Annotated in this window: 18 protein-coding genes and 1 pseudogene; 6 read left to right on the forward strand and 13 right to left on the reverse strand. The window is 65.5% G+C overall.

From position 1 onward, the window contains the following. Window positions 1–3: 3 nt before the first annotated feature. Window positions 4–1,296: an amino acid deaminase gene (locus AB0J29_RS28820; RefSeq protein ID WP_364793043.1), complete on the reverse strand. Its 1,293-nt coding sequence runs from the start codon at window positions 1,294–1,296 to the stop codon at window positions 4–6. A 178-nt stretch (window positions 1,297–1,474) separates the two neighbouring features. Here AB0J29_RS28820 and AB0J29_RS28825 point away from each other — a divergent pair, with 178 nt between their 5' ends. The 3 genes from AB0J29_RS28825 to AB0J29_RS28835 all read left to right on the forward strand — a co-directional run bounded on the left by AB0J29_RS28825 (window position 1,475) and on the right by AB0J29_RS28835 (window position 3,810). Next, window positions 1,475–2,482 carry a sugar kinase gene (locus AB0J29_RS28825; RefSeq protein ID WP_364793046.1) on the forward strand — a complete coding sequence of 336 codons (1,008 nt, stop codon included), beginning with the start codon at window positions 1,475–1,477 and terminating at the stop codon, window positions 2,480–2,482. Window positions 2,483–2,623: 141 nt separating this feature from the next. After that, on the forward strand, window positions 2,624–3,406 hold the full coding sequence (locus AB0J29_RS28830) for an IclR family transcriptional regulator (protein WP_364793049.1): 783 nt from the start codon (window positions 2,624–2,626) through the stop codon (window positions 3,404–3,406). Continuing rightward, a complete protein-coding gene (locus AB0J29_RS28835) occupies window positions 3,403–3,810 on the forward strand; it encodes a RidA family protein (RefSeq protein WP_364793052.1) in 408 nt (135 codons plus the stop codon). The genes AB0J29_RS28830 and AB0J29_RS28835 overlap by 4 nt, the downstream gene beginning before the upstream one ends. A gap of 3 nt (window positions 3,811–3,813) precedes the next feature. Here the strand turns inward: AB0J29_RS28835 and ppc are convergent, their stop codons facing one another. The 10 genes from ppc to AB0J29_RS28885 form a co-directional block, all read right to left on the reverse strand. Further along, on the reverse strand, window positions 3,814–6,585 hold the full coding sequence (gene ppc / locus AB0J29_RS28840; protein ID WP_364793055.1) for a phosphoenolpyruvate carboxylase: 2,772 nt from the start codon (window positions 6,583–6,585) through the stop codon (window positions 3,814–3,816). Window positions 6,586–6,651: 66 nt separating this feature from the next. After that, complete coding sequence (locus AB0J29_RS28845; protein ID WP_364793058.1) at window positions 6,652–7,071, reverse strand: VOC family protein; 420 nt, start codon at window positions 7,069–7,071, stop codon at window positions 6,652–6,654. Window positions 7,072–7,321: 250 nt separating this feature from the next. Further along, window positions 7,322–8,350: a hypothetical protein gene (locus AB0J29_RS28850; RefSeq protein ID WP_364793061.1), complete on the reverse strand. Its 1,029-nt coding sequence runs from the start codon at window positions 8,348–8,350 to the stop codon at window positions 7,322–7,324. A 44-nt stretch (window positions 8,351–8,394) separates the two neighbouring features. After that, window positions 8,395–8,913, reverse strand: coding sequence for a hypothetical protein (locus tag AB0J29_RS28855; RefSeq protein WP_364793064.1), 519 nt, complete (start codon window positions 8,911–8,913; stop codon window positions 8,395–8,397). A 25-nt stretch (window positions 8,914–8,938) separates the two neighbouring features. Beyond that, the gene (locus AB0J29_RS28860) at window positions 8,939–9,706 is read right to left on the reverse strand and encodes an alpha/beta hydrolase (RefSeq protein ID WP_364793067.1); all 768 of its coding nucleotides are present in this window, start codon (window positions 9,704–9,706) and stop codon (window positions 8,939–8,941) included. 54 nt (window positions 9,707–9,760) lie between these two features. Next, window positions 9,761–10,051 (reverse strand): DUF427 domain-containing protein, encoded by a 291-nt coding sequence (locus AB0J29_RS28865; protein ID WP_364793070.1) that lies wholly within the window; start codon window positions 10,049–10,051, stop codon window positions 9,761–9,763. A 226-nt stretch (window positions 10,052–10,277) separates the two neighbouring features. After that, complete coding sequence (locus AB0J29_RS28870) at window positions 10,278–10,499, reverse strand: hypothetical protein (protein WP_364793073.1); 222 nt, start codon at window positions 10,497–10,499, stop codon at window positions 10,278–10,280. Window positions 10,500–10,520: 21 nt separating this feature from the next. Beyond that, a complete protein-coding gene (gene pheT, locus AB0J29_RS28875; RefSeq protein ID WP_364793076.1) occupies window positions 10,521–13,025 on the reverse strand; it encodes a phenylalanine--tRNA ligase subunit beta in 2,505 nt (834 codons plus the stop codon). A 46-nt stretch (window positions 13,026–13,071) separates the two neighbouring features. Next, window positions 13,072–14,130, reverse strand: coding sequence for a phenylalanine--tRNA ligase subunit alpha (pheS, locus tag AB0J29_RS28880; protein ID WP_364504120.1), 1,059 nt, complete (start codon window positions 14,128–14,130; stop codon window positions 13,072–13,074). 374 nt (window positions 14,131–14,504) lie between these two features. Then, window positions 14,505–15,929, reverse strand: a complete 1,425-nt coding sequence (locus AB0J29_RS28885; RefSeq protein ID WP_364793079.1) for an MFS transporter — start codon at window positions 15,927–15,929, stop codon at window positions 14,505–14,507. Window positions 15,930–16,032: 103 nt separating this feature from the next. On the opposite strand from AB0J29_RS28885, the gene AB0J29_RS28890 reads away from it, so the two are divergent. The 3 genes from AB0J29_RS28890 to AB0J29_RS28900 all read left to right on the forward strand — a co-directional run bounded on the left by AB0J29_RS28890 (window position 16,033) and on the right by AB0J29_RS28900 (window position 17,907). Then, window positions 16,033–16,614, forward strand: a complete 582-nt coding sequence (locus tag AB0J29_RS28890; protein WP_364793082.1) for a helix-turn-helix domain-containing protein — start codon at window positions 16,033–16,035, stop codon at window positions 16,612–16,614. 166 nt (window positions 16,615–16,780) lie between these two features. Continuing rightward, window positions 16,781–17,305 carry a cysteine dioxygenase family protein gene (locus tag AB0J29_RS28895; protein ID WP_364793085.1) on the forward strand — a complete coding sequence of 175 codons (525 nt, stop codon included), beginning with the start codon at window positions 16,781–16,783 and terminating at the stop codon, window positions 17,303–17,305. Between the two features lie 209 nt (window positions 17,306–17,514). Then, window positions 17,515–17,907 (forward strand): rhodanese-like domain-containing protein, encoded by a 393-nt coding sequence (locus AB0J29_RS28900; protein ID WP_364793088.1) that lies wholly within the window; start codon window positions 17,515–17,517, stop codon window positions 17,905–17,907. A gap of 520 nt (window positions 17,908–18,427) precedes the next feature. Here the strand turns inward: AB0J29_RS28900 and AB0J29_RS28905 are convergent. Both AB0J29_RS28905 and AB0J29_RS28910 read right to left on the reverse strand, forming a co-directional pair. Next, a complete protein-coding gene (locus AB0J29_RS28905) occupies window positions 18,428–18,724 on the reverse strand; it encodes a hypothetical protein (protein WP_364793091.1) in 297 nt (98 codons plus the stop codon). 15 nt (window positions 18,725–18,739) lie between these two features. Further along, window positions 18,740–19,609: pseudogene (locus AB0J29_RS28910) on the reverse strand (hypothetical protein); the annotation flags it as partial.

Here is a 19,609-nt window from a genome sequence, read left to right on the forward strand (position 1 = left end):
TCGTCAGAAGAAGGTGTGAACGAGGTCGACCACGCGTGGCCGTTCCGCATCGGCATTGTCGACCACCGGGATCAACCGCCACTTGTCGAACGCCGTGCACGGATGCGACAGACCGAGCCGCACCACACTGCCGACCGGCAGGTCACCGACCGCGGCACCCGGCAGTCGTAGGAACGCGTGCTGATCATTGAGCGCACTGACATGTGCTGCCGAATTCAACGAACCTTCCTGCCCAGCAACGAATTGCGGGACCGGAAGCCCCGCATCGAATGGCAGATCGCGCCTGCCCGCATCCAGCAGCGCGAGCTCCGCTTCGGGTCGCGAAACGGTCCGCGCCCACCCGTGCATCGCCGAGCGCAGCGGTCGTTCGCTGCGTGGTGCGGCCAGCGGCGAGATGCCCGCATAGAAGCCGTCGTCGTGAATGATGTACGCACCCGAGCGCAACACCACCGTGGTCGGAACACCTTGCGCACCGGGCTCATCGGCGAGTTCGGCCAGACATTCGACGACCAGATCCGGGAAGGCGCTGCCACCCGCGGTGACGATCGCGCCTGCCCGATAGCGTCCGGCCGCGGCGAGTTCGCGATGTAGGCGGGCGATTTCGTGCAAGTAGTGCCGGACAGCGGTAATCCCGTCCGGACCGCGATCGTGGGCGAGGGCACCTTCGTAGCCACCGACACCGGCCAAGGTCAATCGCTCGGCGCGGCCGACCGCCTCGGCGATCGCATGCGCCTGCTCGACCGTGCGTGCGCCCGTACGTCCGTGCGGCCCGCCGAGTTCGACGATCACCCGAATGCGCGCATCACCGGTCAGATGCGCATCCATCAGCGCGACGGTTTCGACACTGTCGACCCAGCAGCAGAATTCGAACTCCGGATCCCGCGCCGATTCCATAGCGACCCAGCGCAATCCGACCGGGTCGACGAGCGAGTTGGCCAGCACGATCCGTGCGACACCGAACGACCGCGCCACCTGTACCTGCCACACGGTCGCGAAGGTGATCCCCCAGCTCCCGGCCGCCAACTGCTGCGCCCACAGCTGCGGGGCCATGGTGGTTTTGCCGTGCGGAGCCAGGCGGACACCCACGGCCGCCGCCCAATCGGCCATGACCGCGACATTGGCCGCGACCGCCGCGCGGTCGACGGTCAATATCGGGGTTTCGAACTCGTCGAGGTGCGGCGCGGAGTCCAGGAAGTCGCGAACCGTGCGGCCCCATGCCGCCGGCGGCAGACCCTTGTGCTCGGGCCCGAGTGTCCGATCCGCCAGTGCGGCAACAGCTTTCTCGTCGATCGCCATGTCGCCCCTTCCCGCGGAATCACGTCCGCCGATTCATATCTCGCATGCATTGCGTATTTTGCAACGATGGTTGCGCATTGTGTTTCGTGTGGCTATTCTGCACTGGATGACCGCTGGCCGCAAGGGTAGAAGAGAGATTGATGTGACGTGGCCTACTACATCGCTCCGCCCGCGGGCGGTGACCATCGGTGAAGGGCTCGCCGTGCTGGTGGCGCGTCCCGGTCCGCTCGAGGACTCGGACAACTTCGAGCGAACAGCGGGCGGCGCCGAGGCGAATGTGGCCACCGTGCTCACCCAGCTGGAGGTGGACGCCGCGTGGATCTCCCGGGTCGGCGATGACGGATTCGGCCGGTATCTGACCGGACATCTCGCGGCACGCGGCGTGGATGTGTCGGCGGTTGTCATCGATCCCGCGCGCCCCACCGCCGTCTACGTGAAGGAACGCGGCAGCGGCTCGGGTAAAGCGACCGACCTGGCTGATGGCGCCAGCCGCATGCTGTACTACCGCACCGGTTCCGCCGCCAGCGCACTGTCCGTCGCCGATCTGACGGCGGCAGCCGGACTGCTCGACCGCTGCGTCGTCGTGCACTTCACCGGAATAACCACCGCGCTCTCGGAATCCGCGACCCGACTCACCGAAACCCTTGTCGCAGTGCCCCGTCGAGGTCGGCTCGTCAGTTTCGACCTGAATTACCGTCCGGCACTGTGGGCGGGACGTGTCGAGCAGGCGACCGAGGTGCTGGCGCGCCATGTGCGCGGCTGCGATGTGGTGTTCCTCGGTGCCGATGAAGCCGAAGCTGTCTTCGGCACCGGCGACGCCGACCGTTTGCGCGCATTGTTCCCGGAGCCAGAGCACCTGGTGGTCAAGAACAATGAGCATTCGGTCACCGGATTCTCCGGAACCGAGCGCGTCGAAGTGCCCGCGCTGGAACTCGCGATCACCGAGCGAATCGGTGCCGGTGATGCCTTCGCGGGCGGATACCTGGCCGCCCTCTTGCACGGACACCCGCTGCGGCAGCGGCTGCGCTTCGGGCATCTGTGCGCCGCCGCCGCGCTGACCGGCACCGGTGATGTCGCGGAACTGCCCGCACCCACCGCGCTGGCGGGCCTGGCGGTGCTCGACGAATCCGCATGGAGGCGCGTGCATTACAGCCGCGATGTCGTGGCAGAGAATATGGCGTCATGAGCGAGCGAATCGAAGACACAGCGCCCATGGCGATGACGGAGCCGAGTGCCAGCGAGGCGCAGTCATGAGTGAGCGCAGCGAGCGAATCGAAGACACAGCGCCCATGGCGATGACGGAGCCGAGCGCCAGCGAGGCGCAGTCATGAGCCAGAGTCTGTTGCGCGCGTTGACCATCCTGCTGTCGCTCGGGGAGGATGCGCGCTCGCTCGATCAGCTGGCCGGTGAACTCGGCGTACACAAGTCGACGGTGCTGCGGCTGCTGCAGACCATGGAATCGCAGCGCTTCGTCACCCACGACAGCCAGCACCGATACATCCTCGGCTCCCGACTTTTCGAACTCGCCAACCGCGCTTTGGAACAGCGTGACGTCCGCACCCTCGCCCGCCCGCATCTGAGCGCGCTGAATTCCGCTACCGGACAGACGATTCACCTGGCCACCTATGAATCCGGGGATGCCATCTATATCGACAAATTCGACGCGATTCAGAGCGTGCGGATGTATTCCCGCATCGGCCGGCTCGCCCCACTGCACTGCACGGCGGTCGGGAAGGTGCTTGTCGCCGCACAGCCGCGCGCGGAATGGCGGACGATCGCCGATCGCATCGACTACCGCAAGTTCACCGACCGCACCATCCACACGCCGGAGCGTTATCTGACCGAGCTGGAACTTGTTGCCGCACAGGGCTATGCGGAAGACCACGAAGAGCACGAAAGCTTTGTGAACTGCATCGGCGTCCCGGTGCGCAATGGCACCGGCACGGTGGTCGCCGCGGTCTCGATGTCGGTGCCGGACATGCTGCTCGACCACGATCAGGTATTGGCCGAACTGCCACGGGTCCGCGCGGCGGCCGATGCCATCTCCGCCGAACTCGGCTGGACCCCTGGCAGCACCACACACCCGACCACAGCGAAAGGCCAGTCATGAGTGAGAAGATCGCCGTCCGTACCACCGATGCGCCCGCACCCGCGCATACCTTCTCGCAGGGCGTGCGCAAGGGCCCGTTCGTGCAGGTCTCGGGTCAGGGCCCGGTGGACCCGGCAACCAATGCATACGTGTTCCCCGGTGACGTTGCCGCGCAGACGATTCGGACCCTGCAGAATGTCAAGGCGATCGTCGAGGCGAGCGGCGCCAGCTTCGACGATGTGGTGATGCTGCGCGTCTACCTGACCAAGCGCGAGGATTTCGCCACTATGAACGAAGCGTACGGCGAATTCGTCGCCGCCAATAGCACGGGCGATGTATTGCCGTGCCGCACAACGGTATTCACCGGACTTCCGCGGGAGGAAATGCTGGTCGAGATCGATGCGGTCGCCATCGTCTCGGGCTGAGCGCTAACCGGAGTTGCGCAGCGCGGTGGCGAGTCCGTTCATGGTCAGCAGAATGCCGCGTTTGACGAGTTCGGAATCGTCGCCCGCCCGCAGCCGTCGCAGCAACTCGACCTGCATCTGGTTCAACGGCTCCAGGTAGGGGAAACGGTTGTGGATCGACTCCGCCAGTGACGGATTGTCGGCGAGCAGGTGATCATTGCCCGTGATCGCGGCGTGCATGCGGATGGTGCGGGCGTGCTCGTCGCGGATCATCCCGAAGATCTGCTGGCGCAAGGCCACATCGTCGACGAGTTCGGCGTACCCGGCCGCAATATCCAGGTCGCTCTTGGCCATGACCTGGGCCAGATTCGACAGCACCGTGCGGAAGAACGGCCAGCGGTTGTAGAGGTCGGACAGGATCGCCAGGCGGTTGGGATCACCGCCGACCCACTCCTCGAGCGCCGCACCGGTCCCGTACCAGCCCGGCAACATGACGCGGGCCTGACTCCACGACATCACCCACGGAATGGCCCGTAGATCGCGCACCGAATTCGTCGGCTTACGGGAGGCGGGGCGACTGCCGATATTCAGATCGGCGACCTCGGCGACCGGCGTGGACTGCCGGAAATACTCTACGAATCCCGGTGTTTCGTGCACCAGGCGCGCGTACGCAGCACGGGCGCGCGCCGCCAGATCGTCCATGAGCGCATAGGACGGTTCGGCATCGGGACCGAGCCCCTCCACATCGAGCAGCGTCGACTCCAGGGTGCCCGCGATCAAGGATTCCAGATTGCGATGCGCCGCACCGGATTCCGCGTACTTGGCCGCGATGACCTCACCTTGCTCGGTCAGCCGCAGCGAACCCCGCACGGCGCCGACCGGCTGGGCGAGAATCGCGTCATAGCTGCGCCCGCCACCGCGACCGACCGTGCCGCCGCGACCGTGGAAGAGCCGCAAGCGAATTCCGGTCTTGCGCGCCACCTCGACCAGATCCAGCTCGGCGCGGTAGAGCGCCCAGTTGGCGGCCAGATACCCACCGTCCTTATTGGAATCGGAGTAGCCGAGCATTACCTCCTGCCGCATTCCCTTGGCGGCCACCAGTTCTCGATACACCGGGACATCCAATACCGCGGCCAGGGTCGCCGCACCGGCAGCCAGATCCTCGATGGTTTCGAACAGCGGCACGATATTCACCGAACAGCTCGGCGGTCCATCCGGCTCGCCGGGATCGAGCAGTCCACCCTCTTTGAGCAGCAATGCCGCCTCCAGCATGTCGCTGACCGAGGTGCACATGCTGATGATGTAGTTCGGCACCGCCTCGACCCCGAAGGTGACGACGACATCCCGTGCGGCACGGACGATGTCGAGTTCCTTCGCCGCGAGTTCGCCGAGTCGGGCATGCGGGCCGAGCAGCGGACGGCGGGTCCGCAACTCGGCGGCGAGCAGTTCCACCCGCTCGGGCTCGGCGAGACTCGCGTAATCCTGATGCACACCCGCCCAGGCCAGCAGCTCGGCGACGACCTGCTCGTGCACCTCCGAGTTCTGGCGCATATCCAGGCCCTGCAGATGGAATCCGAAGGTTTCGACGGCATACCGCAATGCGGCCAACCGGTCATCGGCGAGCAGACCGTCACCACTGGCCCGCATCGAGACATCGACCGCATCCAGGTCGTCGAGTACCGCCTGCGGGGTCGGGTAGGCCGGTGCACCCATATCCAGCCCATCCGCGGGCAATTCGCCGAGCGCGGCGACCGCCGATGCCGACAGGCGCGCCCGAATCCGATGCAGTGCACGGCGATACGGCTCATCCACATGCGCCGCAGGATCCGGATAGCCGGCATCGGCCAGTGCGGCCAGCTCCGGTGTCACCCGCACCAGCCGCGCCGATTGCGACAGCGACTTCTCCAGCTCCACCAGCTCGCGCAGATACCGGCCGAACGCCACCGCCGACGCCTGCGACGCCGCCTGACGCACGACATCCGCTGTCACATAAGGGTTGCCGTCACGATCGCCACCGATCCACGATCCGGGACGCAGAATCGGCCGCGGCAGCAATTCCGCACCCGGCCACCGGGACCGCAGCGCCGCCCGAACCTCCGCGTTGATCGCCGGAATAACATCGAACAGCGTGATGTCGTAGTAGCGCAGACCGACCGCGATCTCGTCCTGAATCCGCAAGCGCTGCAATCGAATCAACGCAGTGCGCCACAGTGAGAGCACCTGGCGGCGGATCCGCAACTCCAGACCGGCACGCGCCGGCTCGGTCTCGGTATAGCGCTGCCGCAACCGCATCAACTCGGTGATGCGGGTCTGCACATCGAATACGGTGCGGCGCCGGGTTTCGGTCGGATGTGCGGTGATCACCGGCGATACCAGGGCGTCGGCGAGAAGATCGGCGACCTCGGCGCCATTGAGGGCTGCCGCGTCGAGTTTGCGGTAGGTCGCCGCCAGCGAGGAATCCTGCGGCGGTTCCCCCGCCACCTCATGCGCCGCGCGCCGCCGATCGCGCTGGATATCCTCGGCCAGATTCGCCAATAGCACGAAATAGCTGAACGCCCGGATCAACGGCAACGCGACCGAGATGTCGACGCCGTCCAGTAGCTCGGCCACCGCGCTGCGCTCGACCTCCTCGCGCCGCACCCGGAACGCCTCGATCCGCACCCGCTCGATCAGGTCGAAGACCTCGGGGCCCTCGTGATCGCGGATGGTGTCACCAAGGACGCCACCCAGGAACCGGATGTCATCGCGCAGTGGCCGGGTCGCGTCCTGTGCCGTCTCGATCCGCGCTCGGGTCATATTTCGACCCTAGTGCCCGGTGCAACACGGTGACGGTGACATTCGCCTCGGTGGGTGCTCGGCGAATCAGCCGAGCAGCTGGGAGAACCGCAGGTGGTTACCCCACGGGTCACGGAAACCGCAGTCCCGTACGCCGTACGGCTGGGTGATCGGCTCCTGATCGACATCGACACCCGCGTCATACAGCCGGGCGAAGGTGTCGTCGACGGCCTCGGTGCTGAAGATCAGGGTGCCCTGCGCACCGCTGGACAGCCGGGCCTCGGCGGCCTGGCGCGCGGCATCGCTCGGGTTCATCTCCGGGTTCTCCAGGATGAATTCGATGCCCGGCTGCGACGCCGGTCCGACGGTCAGCCAGCGACCGCCCGGAAACGGCATATCCTGGCGGACCTCCAAGCCGATGACGTCCCGGTAGAACTCCAGCGCCTTGTCCTGGTCGCCGACCAGCACCGCCACGTGGGTCAGAGTGAAATCCTTGCCGGTGCTCATTGATATCTCCTTGTGTCGAGCGGGATCACCGGTAAAGACGGCGAGTGGGTCCGAACTTCATCGGTGATCTCGCGAAAATCTACCGACTGCACAGCGGATTCGCCGTGCATGATGCGCGCCAGCCGCTACGTCGGTTCTCGGCAGTCGCACCCTCATCGTGCTGGCGACCGATCGCCAGCGCATCGCCGCGAAATGATCAGCCGCGCCGGTGAAGAGGCCCGCAACGGCGATCAGTTCGCACGCCGAGCATTCAGCTCGCGACGCCGCCCAGGATCGCGAGCACCACATCCGAGGTGTAGAACGGCTCCAGCCGCTCCCGAATCAGCTTGCCCAGCACGCCATTGCGCTTGGCACCCTCGATGACGGCGGGGCCGTACCGCAGAATCTCCGTGGCGATATCGTCCCCGGTCAGACCGAGTTCCGGCAGCATCGCGGCCAGTGTGTAATCGCCGTATTTGGTGAAGAAGACATCCACGCACTCGTCCACGAGCAGCCTGAAATACTCCTTCTCCCTGGTGGTGACCGCGATCTCGTAGCAGAGCAGCACCAGTTCGTTCAGATCCTGCTGGGTCAGGTAGTCCCGCAGTCCGCTCACCGGCTGATTGGCGTGCAGATCCCAGAACTCCATCGCGGCCTCGTGCACCGGGGCATCGCGCAACATCTCCCGGATAGCATTGTTGGTGCGCTTGAGCGCGAATACCGCGCCCTTGCCCGCCATATCGCCGATGAAGGTGCTCTCGGTGGCCTTCTTGGCGGTTTTGGCCGCCGACTGTCCCATGGAAATCAGCGATGAGACACCCGGTATCTTGCCCGCGAGCTGCTTATTCGCGTCCATGAAATCGGAGATGAGCTTATCCACGAACTTCGAGGCGACGGTCGCGACCAGCGGACTCTCGGTGAGCCGATCCAGGATCCGCTCCTGCGCCTGATGCATGCCGAAGATCTTCTCCAGCAGCGCCTCGACCGGTTCGCGGTCGACGACCTGACCCAGGATGTAGTCGTTGTTCGTGGCGATGTGGTCGTAGATCGAGTCGGCGAATACCCCGACCATATCCGCGATGACCGGACTGCCGCCGATCAGGTCGATGACGGTGCGGACCGTCTCCTTGGCCTCGTCGATGCCCACGATATCGCGAAGGATGAGGGTGTCGGCCACCCCGATCACCGATTCCACGTCACCGACGACGACCTCGGTAAAGCGCTCACCGCTCACCTCGGCCAGCAGGAATTCCACTTGGGCATCGAGTAGCCGTTCGGCGATCTCACGCGGCTCGCTCATCGAATAAACACCATCACATCCGCAGTCCGTCGCGCTCGGTCAGCTTACGGATCGTTCGATTCGACATCGTTGCCGTGCAACGATTTCCGTATCTGCGCCAGACGCTCGCGCGCCGCCTTCTCGCGCGCCTCCCATTGTTCGTCGGCGCTGCGGCCCGCGGGAGTCTGCCGGTCGAGTTCGCCCATCCCCTGCGCGGTACCGAAGCGCTGCTCGACCTTATCGCGAACTGATTCAAAAGTAGGTACGCCGCCGGACGAATATCCACCCGCCTCCGAGCCGGACGGAATACCGGTCGGCGGTACCGGTACCGCCGGTACCGGAGAAAAGCCCCCGACCTGCTCGGATGCACCGCCACCCGACTCTTGGTCACGCGATTGTGGCGTCACAGTGGCGGGACTCACAGCCGCATCAGAGCCCGCATGACCGAGTCCGATGGCCTGCACGACCGCGGTGTGCACCCACGAGAGCCGAGGTCGCCCCGCGGTGGCCGTGCCGAGTACCGCCAAGAGTTCGTCATCGGACAGTGCCGCGAGCCGCGCGGTGATCTCATCCACATCACTCATATCGCCAGGCTACGCACGAGCGCCATCAGCGGGCGAGCAGATCACCGGCCCAGGAGCGGATCAAATCCGCCCAGTCGACCCCGGTCGACATGATCAGGTCGTTGTGCCGCCCGCCGGGAAAGACCACCAATCGCTTCGGCTGGGGCGCGGCTGCGTACAGCCGTTCGGCATGCCGCAGCGGCAGCAGTTCGTCCTGATCGCCGTGCATGATCAAGACCGGTGCGCGCAACGTGCCGATGAGGCGCAGGCTCGGATAGGCGTCCGGGACGAATGGGCTCGGCAGGAAGGGGTATACCGAGCGAGCCGCATCACGCAGACCGGTAAAGGTGGACATCAGTATCAGTCCCGTGGGCGGATGTTCGGTCGCCAGTTCTAGCAGTACGCCACCGCCGAGCGATTTGCCCAGGTAGAGCACGCGATCCGGATCGACGCCCGGCTGTTCCAGCAGCGCCCGCCGGGCCGCGTGGGCGTCGAGGTAAGTGCCGTGCTCGGTGGGTCGCCCGGTACTCTGGCCATAGCCGCGATAGTCGAAAGTCAGTACGTCCAAACCGATTCGGGTGAGCATCGCGTAGATCGGCACCCGGTCGCCGATATTGCCCGCATTGCCGTGTGCGAACAGGACGTGCCCAATCGAGCGTGCGGCGGGTAGCCACCAACCCTGCAGCGTCTCGCCGTCGGTCGTATGGATGGACAGTTCGGTGTAATCCATCTCGAGGCTCGCCGGCGTCTGCACGATCTGCCGATCGGGCATGAAGGTCAGCGCATTGAGGATCGGACTGGCCGGATGTCGCATGCCATCGTTCTTACCCGGAACCTGCCACCGCTGCCCGCCGACTTCCCGAACGCACTACACCTCGACGACGTCGACGCCCTTCCAGAACGCGATCCGATCGCGCACCTGCTCGGCCTCCGGCTTCGGATCCGGGTAGTACCACGCGGCGTCCGGATTCTTCGCCCCCTCGACCTCGACCGTGTAATAGGACGCGAGCCCCTTCCACCCGCACACAGTATGTGTATCGCTGTCACGGAAATACTCCGTCTTCAGCGCCCCCGCCGGAAAGTAATGATTCCCCTCGACCACCACGGTGTCATCGCTTTCAGCCAACACCGTGCCATTCCAGATGGCTCGCATACTCATCGAATCTCCCACCGTCGCACCGAATTCCGCCGCCCAAATCACGGCTGTCGTGTGTAACCCGGCCCACACCCCGCCCTATTCCCATCATGCTCGGCGACGCCGCGCATGATCTTCCACGCCTCGCTAAAGGTACGCGGCGGCCGATAGCCGATCCGAACTGCGACGCCGCGGACCTGCTGGTGGCCGCCGTGCGTAGCCAGCAGCAACCACGTGTGTTCACGGCCTCCTACACGCCGAGGCCCGATTGGGGCAGTGCGGCCTTCCAGTATGGCCACGAGTGGACGCCGACGGCGGCGTAGTCGATGGAGAGGTCGGCGCCGAACAGCTTCATGGCGGGTGAGATGGCGAGGGTGCAGTCATGCGAGATCTGTTCGATCTCGTTCGACTGGATCGGGTCATTGGGCCACGACCAGCGATCATCGAACGGGTCATCGTCGGGGCCGGGCACGCCGGGGCCGATGTCAGTACATCAGCCGCGCAATACCGCGCCGACCGCGTCGGCGGCGGCCGCGACTGCTGAGTCACGTGCGGCACTGGCCTCGTCCTCGGTCAGTGTCCGGTCGCCGGCCCGGAATCGCAGGGCATAAGTGAGGGACTTGCGGCCCTCGCCCGCCTGCGCGCCCTCGTACACGTCGAACAGCGCGATATCCTCGAGCAACGCACCACCGCCGGTGCGCAGCGCGGACTCCACCGAGGCGGCGGGCACGGTCTTCGGCACACTCACCGAAACGTCCTGCAGCACCGCCGGGAACGGGGAAACCACTGGCACGGGCCGAGATTCGCGCAGCGGCAGCGCATCGAGATCAATTTCGACGGCGCAGGCGCGCGGCGGCAGACCCGCCCGCTCCAAAACGGCCGGATGCAATTCGCCGGCGTGCCCGACGACCTCGCCATCGACCACCAGCTCGGCGCACCGCCCCGGATGCCACGGCAGGTAGGCCGCCGGACGACGCTCGATGGTCACGCCCGCCGCATCGCCGACGGCATCGGCGAGCGCGAAGGCATCGGCGGCCTCCGCCGGACGCCCGGCACCCCACGGCCCGCGCGGTTCCCGGCGACCGGTCAGTACCGCACCGATACGCACCGGCTGCGCGGGCAGCGAATCGAGCAGTTCCTCGATCTGCGCATCGGTTGGACGACGGTCCACCGGCAGCGCCTCGACCGCGCGCACATTTGGACCTGGCAGCACCACCTGTGCGATCCCGAAGATCGCGAGATCCCGCGCACCACGAGAGATATTCCGCGCGGCCACTTCCAAAAGCCCCGGCAGCACTGTGGTCGCCAATTCCGCACGCTCCACATCGAGCGGGTTCAGCACCCTGGTGGTGTTGCGGCGCGCATCGTCGGCGTCCAGCCCCCAGATGTCGAAAACCCCGGCGGCGAGGAACAGCGGCGGCGGCACCTCGACGCATCCGGCGAAGGCCAGTGCCCGGCTCACCGCACGACGGCGGCGCTGCGCGGCGGTCAGCCCGCGCCCGGCCGGTGCGGTCGGAATGACCGACGGAATCTGCTCCAGCCCCTCCAGCCGCAGCACCTCTTCGACGAGGTCGGCGGGCTGGGCCAGGTCGGGCCGCCAGCTCGGCGGCGTGACAACGAGCTGTCCGTGCCCGGTGATCTCATTGACGCCCACCTCGACCGTGCAGCCGATCTGCGCGAGCCGACGCGCGGACGTTCCGGTCGGATACACCACACCCGCCACCCGATCCGCGAGATCGATATCGATCCGGATCGGCGGTGCGGCCGGTACCGGTACCCGCACATCGGTGAGCGCGGATTCCACGGTGCCACCCGCGATTTCGGCCAGTAGCGTGGCCGCGCGATCGAGCGCCACGACGTTGATCTCCGGATCGACAACCCGCTCGTAGCGCTTACCGGCCTCGGAGACCAGCTTGTGCCTGCGCGCGGTCCGGTAGATCAGCAGCGGATTCCAGGTGGCGGCCTCGAGCACGATATCGGTCGACTCCGCGCCGACTTCGGTTGTCGCACCGCCCATTACGCCCGCGAGCGAGATCACGCCGGTGTCGTCGGCGATCACCACATCCTCGGCATCGAGCACTCGCTCGACCTCGTCCAGCGTGCGCAGCGTCTCGCCCTTATTGGCGGTGCGCACGACGAGACCGCCGGTGAGCTTGGCGGCATCGAAGGCGTGCAGCGGCTGGCCGAGCTCGAGCATCACATAGTTGGTGACATCCACCGCAGGCGAAATCGGGCGCACGCCCGACAGCAGCAGTCGACGCTGTAACCACCAGGGGCTCACCGCATTCGGGTCGATACCGGTGACCCGGCGCGCCGCGAAACGGGTGCACTTGGACTCCGATACGAGCCTGACCGGCCACGCGTCCTGCTCGTCATCGGGCAGGGTCCGCACGGCCGGATCCGCGTACTCGAGATCGAATCCGCACGCCAGCTCGCGCGCCAGCCCGCGGGTCGAGAAACAGTAACCGCGATCCGGCGTGATATTCAGCTCGATGACCGTATCGTCGAGTCCGAGCAGCTCATTGGCGTCGGTGCCCGGTTCGGCGGTACCCGGCTCGAGCACCAGAATGCCCGAATGATCCTTGCCGATACCGAGTTCGGCGACCGAGCAGATCATGCCGTTGGATACATGCCCGTAGGTCTTGCGCGAGGAGATCCGGAAGCCGCCGGGCAGCACCCCACCCGGCAGTACCACGACCACCAGGTCACCGACAGCGAAGTTCGTTGCGCCGCAGACGATCTCCTGCAGGTCAGGGTTGCCCACATCCACCTTGCAAAACCGGATCGGCTTCTTGAACTCGGTCAGCTCGGTGATCTCGGCGACACGACCGACCACCAGCGGCTTATCGATATCGCCGCTCACCCGCTGAAGCTTGTCGACCTCTTCGACCTCCAGCCCGACGCGGACGAATCCGGCATCGAGTTCCTCCGGCGTCACCGACCAGTCGGGGGTGGTCCGCTGCAGGATTTCGGTCAGCCAGGACTGCGCTACTCGCACTTGGGGTTTCGCTCTCTCGATCGAAGGGTCGTTGAAATCGACAAGCTCAGGACCGGATACCGAAGGGCAGTGTGAAACGCACGTCACCCTCCACGATGTCCCGCATGTCCGGGATGCCATTGCGGAACTGCAACGTCCGCTCCAGCCCCATGCCGAACGCGAACCCGCTGTATACCTCGGGATCGATCCCGCTGGCGATCAGCACCTTCGGGTTCACCATGCCGCAGCCGCCCCATTCGACCCAGCCCGCGCCGCCCTTCTTGTCCGGGAACCACACGTCGACCTCGGCCGATGGCTCGGTGAACGGAAAGTAGTTGGGGCGCATGCGCGTCCGGGTATCCGGCCCGAACAGGGCACGCGCGAACGCGTCCAGGGTGCCACGCAGATGCGCCATGGTCAGGCCCTTGTCCACCGCCAGGCCCTCCACCTGGGAGAAGACCGGGGTGTGGGTGGCGTCGAGCTCATCGGTGCGGAAGGTCCGACCGGGGCACACCACATAGATCGGCAACTCGCGCTCGAGCAGCGACCGCACCTGCACCGGTGAGGTGTGCGTGCGCAGCACCTGCCGCGAACCTTCGGGCGCGATATGGAAGGTGTCCTGCATCGTGCGGGCCGGATGGTCGGGCAGGAAGTTCAGCGCGTCGAAGTTGAAGTGCTCGGTCTCGACCTCGGGTCCCTCGGCGACCTCCCATCCCATCGCGACGAAGACATCGGCGATCTGCTCGGAAATAACCGTGATCGGATGCCGAGCCCCGATGGCGTCCCGGCGCGCGGGCAGCGTCACATCGATCGTCTCGGCGACCAGCACGGCCGCGTCGCGCTCGGCGAGCAATACCGTGCGGCGCGATTCGAAGGCTTCCGATACCCGCGCCCGCGCGACATTCACGCGCTTGCCGGCATCCGCCTTCTCCGACTTCGGCAGGCTGCCGAGCGCGCGCTGCGCCAAGGCCAGCGCCGCCTTACCGCCGAGATGCTCGGTCTTCGCGACCGCGAGCGCATCGAGATCGGCGGCCGCCGCAAACGCCTTCTCGGCCTCTGCCGCGGCGGCGGCCAATGCCTCCTCGCTCAGCGCTGCGTTCTCGACTCCATCGTTGTCGTCGGCCACGATCGTTCGTCTCTCCCCTGGGGATCGGTTCGCGGGTCCGCGTGATTGCCTACCCACATTGCTGCTGGTCGAATCGTATTCGATGTGCGCGAGCCGATTCATCCGGATTACCCGTCGGACACTCGCCGAGCATGTGCCGGCCCGCGGTCACGCGGTTCTCGCTGGCCAAGACGACGCTGTCGAAATGGAACGCGCCGGGCGCGCCTGACGAACCGCAGACCGACCACGTCCACCCGGGACTGCAGCGATCGCCCCCGCCACCGGACTAGAAATGTGGACAGAGCGCCACTGTATGCGAGGCCACACGACAGTGCGCCCGCCCCAGGCGATCGACCCAGGGCGCGGGCACACAGCCCCGACTATTGCCGTGACGATCAGTCCACGGCGGTGATGCGGCTCGGCAGCAACCGTGACACAAGGGCACCAGCCGCGACTATCGCCGCACCGGCCCAGACCGCAGGCACCAGGCCGTCGACATAGCTCTGCGGATTCACATACGACCCGTGCGAGGCGAATACCGAAGCCAGCACCGCCACACCCATCGCGACACCGACCTCACGCATGGTGCTGTTGGTACCCGAGGCCATCGCCCGATCCTCCGGACTCGCGCTGGCCATCACCACGGTGGCACCGGGTGCGAAGGTCAGCCCCATGCCGATGCCGCCGAGCAGGAACGGTCCGACGAATGCGAGGTAGCTCGCGTCGACCGAGGCCACCGACGCCATCCAGGCCAGGGCCGCCGCCAGCAGCATCTGTCCGGCCGTCAGCAAATTCCGCGCACCGACACGGTCCACGACCAATCCGGCCAGCGGCGCGACCACCATCGGCGCCAGCGTCCACGGCATCGTCCGGATGCCCGATTGCAACGGTCCGAAGCCCTGCACCACCTGGAAGTACTGCGCCAGCAGGAAGATCGAGCCGAAGACGCCGACCGAGAACGCGAAGGACGTCGCATTGCTCACCCCGAATGCCCGCGAACGGAACAACCGCAGCGGCAGCATCGGATCCGGCGTCCGCAACTCCCACGCGATCAGCAGGCCGAGCAACACCGCGCCACCGAGCAGCGCGGTCAGCACACTGGTCGAGGTCCAGCCGTCATCGGCGCCGTGGATCACGCCCCACACCACCGCGAGCACACCGCCCGCGGACAACACCAACCCGAGCGGATCGAGCCGCTTGGCCCGGCCGTGCGATTCGGCCAGCACCCGCGCCGCGAAGGGCAGCACCAGCACGCCGATCGGCACATTCACCCAGAAGATCCACTGCCAACTCAGCCCCTCGACCACGGCGCCGCCGATCAGCGGGCCGAGTGCGACACCGAGGCCGGAGATGCCACCCCAGATGCCGATGGCGGCGCTGCGCATCTGCTCCGGCACCGCCGATGACAGCAGCGTCAACGAAAGCGGCATCACCGCGGCGCCGCCGAACCCTTGAATCGTCCTTGCGGTGATCAGCATCCAGGGCTCGGTGGCGAGCGCGCAGGCCGCAGATGCCGCCGTGAAGATCGCGATCCCGGCGAGGAAGACCCGGCGGCGGCCGAGCCGGTCACCGATCGACGTGGCGGTGAGCAGCAACGCCGCGAAGGACAGCGTGTAGGCGTTGACGAACCATTGCAGATCGGCGAGGGAGGCACCGAGTTCGGTGCGAATCACCGGCAGCGCATTGGTCACCACGAGGTTGTCGAGCGTGACCATGAACATCGGGATGCCGACCGCGGCCAGTACGGCGGCCAGCGCGCGCCCGCCAGCACGCTGTTCGACGGACGCTTTCAGGGCGCCGGTTACGAGTGTCTCGGACATGTCCAGCCTTTGTTGTAATCGACTGATAACTAACGGCTCGAAGAGTATGCATCGACTGATAACATGTCAATGGCGAGCGGGCCGACGACGAAGTGGAGCACCGATGGCGAGTTCAACCCGAACCCGGATGACCGCATCCGAGCGCAGCGCGGAAGTGTTGCGCGCGGCCGTGACCGCCTTCGCCGAATCCGGTTATGCCGCAACGAAAACCGACGAGATCGCGCGCCGCGCCGGTGTTTCGCAGCCGTATGTGATCCGCCTCTTCGGCACCAAACAGCAACTGTTCCTCGCCGTGACGCATCAGGTGTGCGACCGCATCGAGGAGATCTTCCGCGCGGCCGCGGCCGAGGGTATTACGCCGGACTCCACCGGGGAGGAGAAGATGCGCGCGCTCGGCAAGGGCTACCGGACATTTCTCAACGAACGCGAACTACTCCAGGTCCTGTTGCAGTCCTTCGCCGCCGCCTCCGATCCGGCTATCGGCCCGGATGTCCGCGCCCGCTTCGGCAGCATCTACCGCGTGGTCAAGGAACTCACCGACGCATCGGTCCCGGAGATGTGCCGCTTCCTCGGCAGCGGGATGCTATTGACCGTAATGGCCGCCATGGGTGTCGCCGGCCCCGACTCGGTCGAGGTCTGTTGGGCCACCGACATGCTCGAAAGCCTCTGCGCCGAGCAGAACTGAGCCGTCGTTCGCAGACGGTGACGGCAACGTGTGCGGGTGCGGGTTTTGCTCATGCTGATTGTGACCGGTGGCAACGGCGTCGTGGTGCCCGACAATGCGCAGGACCGCTTCATCGCGGTTGGTAGCGCAGTCGATTGTCCCCACGACCATGTCAGGAGTAGCTCGCTTGACCACATCACTGCCGGTGAATCTGAAGCACACCAACGATATTCACCCCGCGGTCGATATACCGCTGATGCGCGAGGCGGTGCATCCGGAGCGGACGCTGTGGTCGCCCGCGGAATTGCGGGAGTTGACCAGGTCGGTCGCCGATGCCCTGGCGACACCACTACTGGACATCGTGCGGTTCGATACGCGGCAACGTTGGTGGACCCGGCTGGCGCTGACCATGGGCGTCGAGGTGTGGCTGCTGTCGTGGGCACCGGGACAGGGCACCGAACCGCACGATCACGGCGGCGCCGCCGGCTCGTTCACGGTATCCATCGGTGAACTCGGCGAGGAATTCCGCCACCCCGGTGCACCGGTGCGCACGGCCCAGTGGCAGGCCGGCGAAACGGTCGCATTCGGACCGGATCGGGCGCATCTGCTGCGCAATGACAGCACCCGCCCGGCCGCCTCGGTGCACGCGTACTCACCACCGCTGCGACCGGTCCGCGAGTACCGTGCGCTCACGGATTTCGTGGGCGTATGAGCGAACAGACAACAGTCATGCCGGAACCGAGCGCCAGCGAGGCGCAGGCATGAGCGAGCGCAGTGAGCGAACAAACAACACAGCCGCCCGAGCGGTCATGCTGGAACCGAGCGCCAGCGAGGCGCAGGCATGAGCGAACGCAGTGAGCGAACAAACAACACAGCCGCCCGAGCGGTCATGCCGGAGCCGAGCGACAGCGAGGCGCAGGTATGAGCGCCGAGGAACGGCTCGACCGGGCGCGGGCCAAGCTGAATCGCGTCGACCCGGCGCAGACGGCGGCACTACTGTCCGACGGCGCGTTGGTGGTCGATATCCGCCCACACGCCAATCGGCTCGCCGAGGGTGAGATTCCCGGTTCGGTCGTAGTGGAACGAATAGTGCTGGAATGGCGCCTCGACCCGACCGGCACGCACCGGCTGCCCGGTCTCACCGAAAACACTCTGGTGGTACTGGTCTGCAACGAGGGCTACGCCTCCAGCCTCGCCGCCGCCGATGCACTCGAACTCGGCCTGCATCGAGCCACCGACCTCATCGGCGGCTTCCGCGCCTGGCAAGCGGCCGGACTGCCCGTAGTCCCCGGCGGCACACCGGCCGTTCCCTAGCCCTCCGCCTCAATCTTGTTCCCACTACGGATGTACCTCGACCGCGCCCGTGATCGCTACCGATTCGTGAGCGTCGCGGGGGCGTCATCGGTCGCGAAATCGGCAATCCAACTACCTTGTGCCCGAGCTGGTCTGGGCGATCATCTCCGACAGTTGCATCACTCGAGCATCGGTCTCCCCACCGACAAATGATCGTGCTGCTCCGAGCGGAACCATCTGCCTCAGCGCCGGACGATCAGGTCCGCTATCCCATCTAAGCCACCTCGGAGCCGAGATACCGATCGTCCTGATCAGAACCTGCGACGTGATCACCATCGACGGCGAGAACGCCCTATGCAAGATCGCATTTCGGCTGTTCGCTACCAAACCGCGGCAGATGATCGCTGTGAGGAACCTGCGCTGGCCGCGAAACTACCGTTCACAAGGGCAACCATGCCGGCCATTATGCCGGGCGCCCGGATACGCAAATTCGCCGTCGCGCGCAGGACCGGCTGCAGCAATGGCGGAAATGTTCACGACTTCAGTCCCCGCTGAACCAAAGATAACCATTCCTACGGATAGCAGTTTCGGCGGCATCGCGCAATATGACGAGCATCTCTGCTTCTTTGTCGTTGTTCGGCGACAGATTTGCTAGTTCGTCCAAGAGCATGGTCAGCTGGGCTGTGTTGAACATTGTGTCCGCGTGCGCGTGAAGACCCCGAAGTATTGAGCCTTCCGGAGCATTCCCTCGATACTTTACAAGCGTATCTTCCGCGTCCCCATACGCGAGGGCGATCCGCTCGTGGATTTGATTTTGAATAATTATGTCGATTCCCAATTCAACTCCTAACATCTACGGGATCGGATACATGGTAATAATACCGCCGAATCGGTCGGTAATAATCTTGTATCGACTGGCGGCGTGACCACCCAGCTGCTCTGACACGCTGCCGATGACTTTACCGGCGTCAACCTCGCGTTCGAAATTGCCGTCGTGGTTCGGTCCTCGTGCTGGTGAGTTTTCGGCCGCCTCGGCCAGCTCGTCTAGCTCCTCGCCGGTAATCGTGTCAGGCCAGGTGCCCTTTGAAGGATTATAGTTGGGAGCGCCTTTGACATGCTTCCCAAGGATGTACTTTTCAACTTCATCAGTCATACCCGGAGCCGGGTTGCCCGGAGCCAGCGGCAAGTTCTCGAATTTGTCTTCGTCATCGATGTAGACCTTCATGAGGATGATGGCGCCGAGCTTGACGGCGATATCGGTGAGGCTGGGGACCTTATCGAAAACGGTGACTGTGAAGGCCGCGGTTCCCGCTACCGCTGCCGTCGTGCCGATTATTTTGATGAGCTTGCTGGTGTCGTAGGTACTTTTGAGCACTCTGGCGGTGTTGCCGGCGATCGCTACGACGCCGACGCCGGCCGCGACGTCGCTGAGGGCGGCGGTGATCCAGGAGGCAGCGACGCCGATAACGACGGTCGTTCCGGCTGCTATCAACGCGTTGGTAACCGCGTCCCGGAATTTGTCGCGGGTTTCGGAGGTGGCGGTGCTGTATTCGGCGACGGGTGTGGCGAGGTTGAGGGATGCGGAGGCGAGTTGGGTGGCGCCGCCGTTGAGGGTGGTGAGGTGGCCAAGGAGGGGGTCGAGGCCTTTCTTGTCCTGGATATCGCTGAAGAGGTTGGTGATCTCGGTGATCCGGGATGCGGCATCGGTGATGGTTTTGTGTTC

The sequence above is a fragment of the Nocardia sp. NPDC049707 genome, from assembly GCF_040674855.1.
GTDB lineage: Bacteria > Actinomycetota > Actinomycetes > Mycobacteriales > Mycobacteriaceae > Nocardia.

Coding starts and splice junctions, on each gene's coding strand:
- AB0J29_RS28820 (WP_364793043.1), bottom strand. CDS start 1,296: ATGGCGATCGACGAGAAAGCTGTTGCCGCACTGGCGGATCGGACACTC.
- AB0J29_RS28830 (WP_364793049.1), top strand. CDS start 2,624: ATGAGCCAGAGTCTGTTGCGCGCGTTGACCATCCTGCTGTCGCTCGGG.
- AB0J29_RS28835 (WP_364793052.1), top strand. CDS start 3,403: ATGAGTGAGAAGATCGCCGTCCGTACCACCGATGCGCCCGCACCCGCG.
- ppc (WP_364793055.1), bottom strand. CDS start 6,585: ATGACCCGAGCGCGGATCGAGACGGCACAGGACGCGACCCGGCCACTG.
- AB0J29_RS28845 (WP_364793058.1), bottom strand. CDS start 7,071: ATGAGCACCGGCAAGGATTTCACTCTGACCCACGTGGCGGTGCTGGTC.
- AB0J29_RS28850 (WP_364793061.1), bottom strand. CDS start 8,350: ATGAGCGAGCCGCGTGAGATCGCCGAACGGCTACTCGATGCCCAAGTG.
- AB0J29_RS28855 (WP_364793064.1), bottom strand. CDS start 8,913: ATGAGTGATGTGGATGAGATCACCGCGCGGCTCGCGGCACTGTCCGAT.
- AB0J29_RS28860 (WP_364793067.1), bottom strand. CDS start 9,706: ATGCGACATCCGGCCAGTCCGATCCTCAATGCGCTGACCTTCATGCCC.
- AB0J29_RS28865 (WP_364793070.1), bottom strand. CDS start 10,051: ATGAGTATGCGAGCCATCTGGAATGGCACGGTGTTGGCTGAAAGCGAT.
- AB0J29_RS28885 (WP_364793079.1), bottom strand. CDS start 15,929: ATGTCCGAGACACTCGTAACCGGCGCCCTGAAAGCGTCCGTCGAACAG.
- AB0J29_RS28890 (WP_364793082.1), top strand. CDS start 16,033: ATGGCGAGTTCAACCCGAACCCGGATGACCGCATCCGAGCGCAGCGCG.
- AB0J29_RS28900 (WP_364793088.1), top strand. CDS start 17,515: ATGAGCGCCGAGGAACGGCTCGACCGGGCGCGGGCCAAGCTGAATCGC.